Here is an 8,667-nt window from a genome sequence, read left to right on the forward strand (position 1 = left end):
AGTAGGACGTTGCCAGGCAAAGTAATGAGACCGTAAGGTCTCTTTTTTTTATGCTTAAAATCAAACCGAAGGTTTAATGATATATATGTATAATGGCTTAACGAAGAGAAAGCGTTTGAAGCTGATGAATTGAGAAAATTGAGAAGCGAGTTTAGTAGAGTTAAAAGAGCAAGCAATTTTAGAAAAAGAAGAAAGATGCGAGCGCTTGCCTCGAAGTAAAGTAAGATTCTTAGCGCCGATGGTAGCCGATTTACGTTCCGCTAGAGTAGGACGTTGCCAGGCAAATCGTATGGATGCGATGAGCCGATATCGAGACCGTAAGGTCTCTTTTTTTTATGCTTAAAAAATCAAACCGAAGGTTTAATGATATAAAGGTTGAACTATTAATTATCATCATGTAGTATATGTAATATATTACGTATAATAAATATATTTATAAGGAGAACGACTTACAATGAGAATTGGTTTATTATTAATAAGACTTATGTTAGGTATTACATTTACAATACATGGATCTCAAAAAGTATTTGGTGGATTTAAGGAACCGATGGCAATGATGTCTGATTTAGGTTTCCCTGCATTCTTAGGCATTATATTAGGGTTATTTGAGTTTATCGGGGGCATATTAATGATCATAGGTTTATTTGCAAACTATGTTGCTGCTGGTTTCATTATAATTATGCTTGGCGCTTTATTTACAGTTCATCTAGCACATGGTTATATGGCTTCAGAACTTGTAATTATACTATTGGTAATGAGTATATCTGTAATGATTTCTTATAATTGGAAGAAATCACTTGAACTTTATTAAAAATGTGTATTTGCGAATAATTAGCAAATACGTTCATTGAAATTCTATAAGTAAAGTAAAGTCAGTCTGGGACAAAAATAATATAATAATGCTATTTAGCAAATTCGCAGTAGCTGACTGAACTGAGAAGGCACTTAAATCAAGCTTTTCTTAGTTCTAGTCACCCTTGCGGGGGTGGGACGACGAATTCAAAAGAATTCTGTCCCTCTCCCACTTTTAAATAATTATAAAGTTAATGCTTTGATTAAAATATCAGTATGCTCTTTAAGCTGATGATTGGGAATACCACCGAAACCAATAATAAACTTTGGGAGTGGTTCAATTTGATCATCATAGTTGTAGATATTTAATTTTAATTTTAGTTCTTCCGCATTGTGCAGGCATTGAGACATGGTAAGTCCATTATTTACTGTTAGTGTGAAATGCATTCCTGTTAATGCGCCTTCAATGTTTAGTTGTTCCTTATAGGGTTCCAATCGTTGCAATATATAATTTAGTTTCTCTCTATAAATTTTTCTCATTTTATTTAAATGACGTTCAAAACTTCCAGATGACATAAAATTCGCAATGATTTGTTGGATATGAACAGGGACGGTATTACTCTCTTTATAAGGCATAGATAAATAAGATTGTAATAATGTTTGAGGCAAAACGATATAAGCAATACGACAACTCGGATAAAGTGATTTTGAAAATGTACTAATATAGATTACTTTGTCTTTTTTATCTAAACTTTGTAAAGCAGGAATTGGTTTACCGTAATATCTGAATTCTGAATCATAATCATCTTCAATAATATATCTACTATGTTTCTGATGAGCCCATTTAATGAGTTGGGTACGTTTTTTTAAGTTCATGACATAGCCAGTTGGGAATTGATGAGATGGTGTGATATATACAATATCATTATTAGAATTAAGTACGTCAGTCATGTTTATTCCATCTTTCTCAACAGTTGCTTGAATATAATCGTGATTGTTTTTATCCAAAACATGTTTAATTGGTGGATAACTTGGTTTTTCTATTATGAATGACGATGTTTTAAGAATATCAGTAATCATGTTAAGTAATTGCTCAGTAGAAGACCCAATGATAATTTGATTTGGATGACATGACACACCTCTACTATTAAATAGATAATGTGCGATTTGTTGTCGTAAATTTAGTTCACCTTGTATGTCTCCTTTTTCTAAAAGCGCTAATTCATTATCTTCAAATGCTTCCTTTGCAAATTTTCTAAATAGATTTAGAGGGAAATATTCGGCATCTATCTCTGCTAAATTAAATGCATACTTATATTGGTTAGTGTCAATTGGATGCGCTTCTGTTTCAATAGATGGGCTATTAACATTAATGACAGGGAGAGACTGTATATCAGATACATAATAGCCGGAGCGGGGTTTAGAGTATATAAAACCTTCATCTAAAAGTAGTTGATAGGCATGCTCTATAGTTGTATGGCTAAGTGATAAATGTTCACTTAATTGGCGCTTTGATGGAAATTTATCTTGTGTTTGATATTGACCTTCGATAATTTGATTTTTCAGCTGCTCATATAATGCTATATATAATTTTTGCTTTTTCATTTTAAACTGACCCCCTAATTTTATAAATAAATTGTACCTTTTTAAATATCAGTTTATAACTTAAAATGAATTTAATCAAATGTGAAAAGGGGTTAATATTATGTCTAAAATCGTAGGATCAGATCGAGTTAAACGAGGAATGGCTGAAATGCAAAAAGGCGGCGTTATTATGGACGTTGTTAATGCAGAACAAGCTAAAATTGCTGAAGAAGCTGGCGCAGTTGCCGTTATGGCTTTGGAACGTGTACCATCTGACATCAGAGCAGCTGGTGGGGTAGCACGTAGCGCTAATCCTAAAATTGTTGAAGAAGTAATGAATGCTGTTTCAATTCCAGTTATGGCAAAAGCACGTATCGGTCACATTACTGAAGCACGTGTATTAGAAGCTATGGGTGTAGATTATATTGATGAATCTGAAGTATTAACACCTGCAGACGAAGAATACCACTTAAGAAAAGATCAATTCACTGTTCCGTTTGTGTGTGGTTGCCGTAACTTAGGAGAAGCTGCACGTCGTATTGGTGAAGGTGCTGCGATGTTACGTACTAAAGGTGAACCGGGTACAGGTAACATCGTTGAAGCTGTAAGACATATGAGAAAAGTTAATTCAGAAGTTAGTCGTTTAGTTGTTATGAATGACGATGAAATTATGACTTATGCTAAAGAATTAGGTGCACCATATGATGTGTTAAAACAAATTAAAGATCATGGACGCTTACCTGTTGTTAACTTTGCAGCTGGTGGTGTTGCTACACCTCAAGATGCTGCTTTAATGATGGAATTAGGCGCTGATGGTGTATTTGTTGGTTCAGGTATTTTTAAATCAGAAGATCCTGAGAAATTTGCTAAAGCAATTGTTCAAGCTACGACGCATTACCAAGATTATGAACTTATCGGTAAATTAGCTTCAGAATTAGGCACAGCAATGAAAGGTTTAGATATTAATCAAATTTCATTAGAAGAACGTATGCAAGAGCGTGGTTGGTAATTTATGAAGATTGGTGTATTAGCATTGCAAGGTGCCGTACGTGAACACATTCGTCATATTGAACTTAGTGGTCATGAAGGTATTGCAGTTAAAAAGATTGAACAATTAGAAGAAATAGATGGATTAATTCTTCCAGGTGGAGAATCTACTACACTAAGAAGATTAATGGATCTATATGGTTTTAAAGAAAAGTTACAACAGTCTGATTTACCAATGTTTGGTACATGTGCAGGCCTTATCGTACTTGCAAAAGATGTCGAAGGTGAAACTGGCTATTTGAAAAAGTTGAATATCACTGTTGAACGTAATTCATTTGGCAGACAAGTGGATAGTTTTGAAGCAGAGTTAGATATTAAAGGTATAGCTGAAGACATTGAAGGTGTATTTATTAGAGCACCTCATATTGCTAGTGTTGAAGAGGGCGTAGAAATATTAAGCTCTGTGGGCGAAAAGATTGTAGCAGTCAAACAAGGAAAATATTTAGGTGTATCATTCCATCCTGAATTAACGGATGATTATAGAGTGACACAATACTTTATCGATCATATGGTCAAATAAAAGAATAGTAGGTAATGGAGAGACGCATTTGAGTGTTTCCATCTATGAAAATACCCTAGAACTTCTAATCGTCAGAAGTTCTAGGGTATTTAATTTCAATATTAGATAAAGAATCCAGCGATTGCTGCTGAAATAAATGATACCAATGTTGCACCTAATAATAATTTAAGTCCAAAACGTGCTACGACGTCACCTTTTTCAGAGTTAAGTGATTTGATAGCACCTGAAATGATACCAATTGAACTGAAGTTAGCGAATGATACTAAGAATACTGATGTAACACCTTTAGCATGTTCAGAAATATCTTTTAAGTTTCCTAATGATTGCATTGCAACGAATTCATTAGATAATAATTTAGTTGCCATAATTGAACCAGATTTAACTGCATCTTCCCATGGTACACCAGCTAAAAATGCTAATGGTGCGAAGACAAATCCAATTAACGTTTGGAAATCCCATGTAATTGCGCCACCAGAAACAAAGCTAAAGATACCACTAACGATACCATTTAATAATGCGATGATGGCAATATAACCTATTAACATCGCACCAACGATTACTGCAACTTTGAACCCGTCTAAAATGTATTCTCCCAACATTTCAAAGAATGATTGCTTTTTAGTTTCGCTTTCGTCTACTAATAGTTTATCGTCTTCTTCATTAACTTTATAAGGATTGATGATAGAAGCAATAATGAAACCACCAAATAAGTTTAATACTACTGCTGTAACAACGTATTTAGGCTCAATCAATGTGAAGTAAGCACCGATAATTGACGCTGATACTGTCGACATTGCTGAAGCGGTCAATGTGTACAAACGTTGTTTAGGTATGTAAGGTAATTGTTGTTTTAATGAAATAAACACTTCCGATTGACCTAAGATTGCAGCAGCTACTGCGTTATAAGATTCTAAACGTCCCATACCATTAATTTTAGAGATTAAGAATCCTAAAACATTAATAATCCATGGTAAGATTCGAGTGTATTGCAAGATACCAATTAATGCTGAAATAAATACAATTGGTAGTAATACGCTAAAGAAGAATGGTGGGTTTTTTGGATCGACAAATTTGAATCCGCCAAACACAAAGTTAACCCCTTCTGCAGCTTTTTGTAATAAGTAGTTAAATCCTTCCGAAATGCCCCCAATAACTGTAATACCTGCTGTCGTTTTTAATAAAATAAACGCAAATACAAGTTGGATGACTAATAAAAGACCAACATATTGCCAGCGAATATTTTTTCTGTCAGAGCTAAACAAAAATGCAAGTGCCAAAAAGAAAATTATCCCAATAATCCCAATAAGAATATGCATAATTCTACTCCTTTAAATTTTTCTTAATTAATATAATACATTAAATTCTTGCATGTAACATCATTATTTTAGAAAATTAAAAAACAAATTGGTTGAAAAAGGTCAAAGATGCTCATATAATATAGTCAAAGAAGGTCAAAAGAGGTGGTAAATCATGCACAACATGTCTGACATCATAGAACAGTACATTAAAAAGTTATTTGAAGAAAGTAATGAAGACGTGGTAGAAATTCAACGAGCTAACATTGCTCAGCGTTTCGACTGTGTACCTTCTCAACTAAATTATGTTATTAAAACTAGATTCACAAATGAACATGGTTATGAAATAGAAAGTAAACGTGGTGGCGGAGGTTATATCCGAATCACTAAAATTGAAAATAAAGATGCAACGGGGTATATTAATCACCTATTGCAAATCATTGGGCCATCTATTTCTCAACAACAAGCGTATTATATTATAGATGGTTTGTTAGATAAGGGACTCATCAGTGAAAGAGAAGCAAGAATGATTCAAGTAATCGTAGATCGTGAAACATTAAAAATGGACGTGGTTGCTCGAGATATCATTAGAGCCAACATATTAAAACGCGTATTACCAATCATTAATTATTATTAGTAGAAAAGCGAGGTGTCTATGTGTGCTTTGTGAAAACTGTCATTTAAATGAAGCAGAGGTTAAACTCACAGTAAAAAGTAAAGAAGGCACTTCTGAGAAATGGGTATGTTCTATATGTGCGCAGGGTGAAAATCCTTGGCAACAAAATGAAAATACATCGCCACATTCTCAGTTTCAAGACGATATTGAAGAAGCTTTCGTCGTCAAACAAATATTGCAACATTTAGCAACTAAGCATGGAATTAATTTTCATGAAGTGGCTTTTCAAGAAGAGAAGCGATGTCCAACATGCAACATGACTTTAAAAGATATTGCACATGTAGGGAAATTTGGTTGTGCAAATTGTTATGCTACATTTAAAGATGACATTGTAGATATAGTAAGACGTGTGCAAGGTGGGCAATTTGAGCACGTAGGTAAAACGCCTCGTTCTTCTCATAAGAAACTTGCCATCAAAAAACAAATCGAAGAAAAAACGAAGTATCTCAATGTATTAATTGATGAACAAAACTTTGAAGAAGCTGCTATCGTTAGAGACGAAATAAAAGCATTGAAAGACGAGAGCGGGGTGGAACGTAATGAGTGATATGAATACGCATATCAGTGAATGGATGAAGCAAACGGAAGAATCTCCAATTGTGATGTCTTCCAGAATCCGATTAGCTAGAAATTTAGAAAATCACGTCCATCCACTCATGTTTCCCTCAGAACAAGATGGCTTTAGAGTGATAAATGAAGTGCAAGATGTATTGCCTGATTTGTCTCTCATGCGATTAGATACAATGGATCAACAAAACAAGATGAAACTTGTTGCTAAACATTTAATTAGTCCTGAACTTATTAAACAACCGGCATCAGCAGTGTTATTAAATGAAGACGAATCAATCAGTATTATGATTAATGAAGAAGACCATATACGCATACAAGCAATGGGAAATGATTTGTCATTACATGATTTATATAACAAAGCGAGTGATATTGATGATACGTTAGATCAATCGCTAGACATTAGTTATGATGAACATTTAGGGTATTTAACAACATGCCCAACCAATATTGGTACAGGTATGAGAGCAAGTGTAATGCTACATTTGCCAGGGTTATCCATCATGAAACGTATGAATCGTATTGCACAGACCATTAATCGTTTTGGTTTTACGATTCGAGGTATATATGGAGAAGGCTCGCAAGTTTATGGCCATATCTATCAAATTTCAAATCAATTAACACTTGGTAAAACTGAAGAAGAAATTATAGATAACTTAACTGAAGTTGTTCAACAAATTATAAATGAAGAAATGCAAATTCGTGAACGCTTAACGCATTATAATGAATTGGAAACGTTAGACCGTGTTTATCGGTCGTTGGGTATCTTACAGAACAGTCGAATTATTTCAATGGAAGAAGCTTCCTATCGTTTAAGTGAAGTGAAATTAGGTATCGATTTAGGGTATTTAACATTGAAAGACTTTAAATTTAATGAATTAATGGTAAGTATTCAATCAGCGTTTATTTATAACGATGAAGATGAAACAATCTCTGTAAATGAGAAGAGAGCAGATATATTAAGAGAATATACACAATAGGAGGTACAGAAATATATGCTATTTGGTAGATTAACTGAACGTGCACAACGTGTCTTAGCACATGCGCAAGAAGAAGCTATACGTTTAAATCATTCTAATATAGGTACAGAACACTTACTACTTGGCTTAATGAAAGAGCCAGAAGGTATAGCCGCTAAAGTATTAGAGAGTTTCAATATTACCGAAGATAAAGTGATTGAAGAGGTTGAGAAATTAATCGGCCATGGACAAGATCAAACAGGAACATTGCATTATACACCTAGAGCCAAGAAGGTAATTGAACTTTCAATGGACGAAGCTAGAAAGTTACATCATAACTTTGTAGGTACAGAACATATTTTACTAGGTTTAATTCGTGAAAATGAGGGCGTAGCTGCGCGTGTGTTTGCTAATCTAGATTTAAATATTACAAAAGCGCGTGCTCAAGTGGTTAAAGCATTAGGAAGTCCTGAAATGAGCAATAAAAACGCTACAGCAAATAAATCAAATAATACACCTACATTAGATGGATTAGCACGTGATTTAACTGTGATTGCCAAAGATGGAACACTAGATCCTGTTGTGGGTAGAGACAAAGAAATTACGCGTGTGATTGAAGTATTGAGTCGTCGTACTAAAAATAACCCAGTACTAATTGGCGAACCTGGGGTAGGTAAAACTGCAATTGCAGAAGGTCTTGCACAGGCGATTGTTAATAATGAAGTGCCTGAAACATTAAAAGATAAACGTGTCATGTCACTTGATATGGGAACAGTTGTAGCAGGTACTAAATATCGTGGTGAATTTGAAGAACGTTTGAAAAAAGTAATGGAAGAAATCCATCAAGCTGGTAACGTTATTCTATTTATTGATGAATTGCACACATTAGTTGGTGCTGGAGGTGCAGAAGGCGCAATTGATGCATCAAATATATTAAAACCAGCATTAGCTCGTGGTGAATTACAATGTATTGGTGCTACAACATTAGATGAATACCGTAAAAACATCGAGAAAGATGCAGCGTTAGAACGTCGTTTCCAACCCATTCAAGTTGATGAACCTTCTGTTGAAGATACAATCGCAATTTTAAAAGGATTACGAGATCGTTATGAAGCGCATCATCGTATTAATATTTCTGATGAAGCACTTGAAGCGGCTGCTAAATTAAGTGATCGCTATATATCTGATCGTTTCTTGCCTGACAAAGCAATTGATTTAATTGACGAA

The 8,667-nt window shown here is 34.3% G+C and carries 10 protein-coding genes; 8 read left to right on the plus strand and 2 right to left on the minus strand.

Features of this window, described 5'->3' with window-relative positions:
* The first annotated feature begins 205 nt into the window (after positions 1-205).
* Positions 206-343 carry a hypothetical protein gene (locus JVV30_RS12645; protein WP_204194338.1) on the plus strand — a complete coding sequence of 46 codons (138 nt, stop codon included), beginning with the start codon at positions 206-208 and terminating at the stop codon, positions 341-343.
* 111 nt (positions 344-454) lie between these two features.
* Positions 455-811, plus strand: coding sequence for a DoxX family protein (locus JVV30_RS12650; RefSeq protein ID WP_053030989.1), 357 nt, complete (start codon positions 455-457; stop codon positions 809-811).
* Positions 812-1,035: 224 nt separating this feature from the next.
* Here JVV30_RS12650 and pdxR read toward each other — a convergent pair whose 3' ends face one another.
* On the minus strand, positions 1,036-2,397 hold the full coding sequence (pdxR, locus tag JVV30_RS12655; protein WP_070854641.1) for a MocR-like pyridoxine biosynthesis transcription factor PdxR: 1,362 nt from the start codon (positions 2,395-2,397) through the stop codon (positions 1,036-1,038).
* A 100-nt stretch (positions 2,398-2,497) separates the two neighbouring features.
* Between pdxR and pdxS the strand changes: the two genes are divergently transcribed.
* Together pdxS and pdxT are read left to right on the plus strand one after the other, a co-directional pair.
* Positions 2,498-3,385, plus strand: a complete 888-nt coding sequence (gene pdxS, locus JVV30_RS12660; protein WP_070854640.1) for a pyridoxal 5'-phosphate synthase lyase subunit PdxS — start codon at positions 2,498-2,500, stop codon at positions 3,383-3,385.
* Between the two features lie 3 nt (positions 3,386-3,388).
* Complete coding sequence (gene pdxT / locus JVV30_RS12665; protein ID WP_070854639.1) at positions 3,389-3,943, plus strand: pyridoxal 5'-phosphate synthase glutaminase subunit PdxT; 555 nt, start codon at positions 3,389-3,391, stop codon at positions 3,941-3,943.
* Positions 3,944-4,044: 101 nt separating this feature from the next.
* On the opposite strand, the gene JVV30_RS12670 is transcribed toward pdxT, so the two are convergent.
* The gene (locus JVV30_RS12670; protein WP_053030996.1) at positions 4,045-5,259 is read right to left on the minus strand and encodes a NupC/NupG family nucleoside CNT transporter; all 1,215 of its coding nucleotides are present in this window, start codon (positions 5,257-5,259) and stop codon (positions 4,045-4,047) included.
* Positions 5,260-5,413: 154 nt separating this feature from the next.
* Between JVV30_RS12670 and JVV30_RS12675 the strand changes: the two genes are divergently transcribed.
* From JVV30_RS12675 to JVV30_RS12690, 4 genes are all read left to right on the plus strand, one after another.
* Positions 5,414-5,875, plus strand: a complete 462-nt coding sequence (locus JVV30_RS12675) for a CtsR family transcriptional regulator (RefSeq protein ID WP_053030998.1) — start codon at positions 5,414-5,416, stop codon at positions 5,873-5,875.
* A gap of 22 nt (positions 5,876-5,897) precedes the next feature.
* Positions 5,898-6,461: a UvrB/UvrC motif-containing protein gene (locus JVV30_RS12680; RefSeq protein ID WP_053031000.1), complete on the plus strand. Its 564-nt coding sequence runs from the start codon at positions 5,898-5,900 to the stop codon at positions 6,459-6,461.
* Positions 6,454-7,461, plus strand: coding sequence for a protein arginine kinase (locus JVV30_RS12685; protein ID WP_070854638.1), 1,008 nt, complete (start codon positions 6,454-6,456; stop codon positions 7,459-7,461). The genes JVV30_RS12680 and JVV30_RS12685 overlap by 8 nt, the downstream gene beginning before the upstream one ends.
* 15 nt (positions 7,462-7,476) lie before the next feature.
* The coding region (locus JVV30_RS12690; RefSeq protein ID WP_204194339.1) for a Clp protease N-terminal domain-containing protein at positions 7,477-8,667 on the plus strand (1,191 nt) is incomplete at its 3' end.

The sequence above is a fragment of the Staphylococcus sp. GDY8P47P genome (assembly GCF_016892225.1).
Classification (GTDB): domain Bacteria; phylum Bacillota; class Bacilli; order Staphylococcales; family Staphylococcaceae; genus Staphylococcus; species Staphylococcus borealis.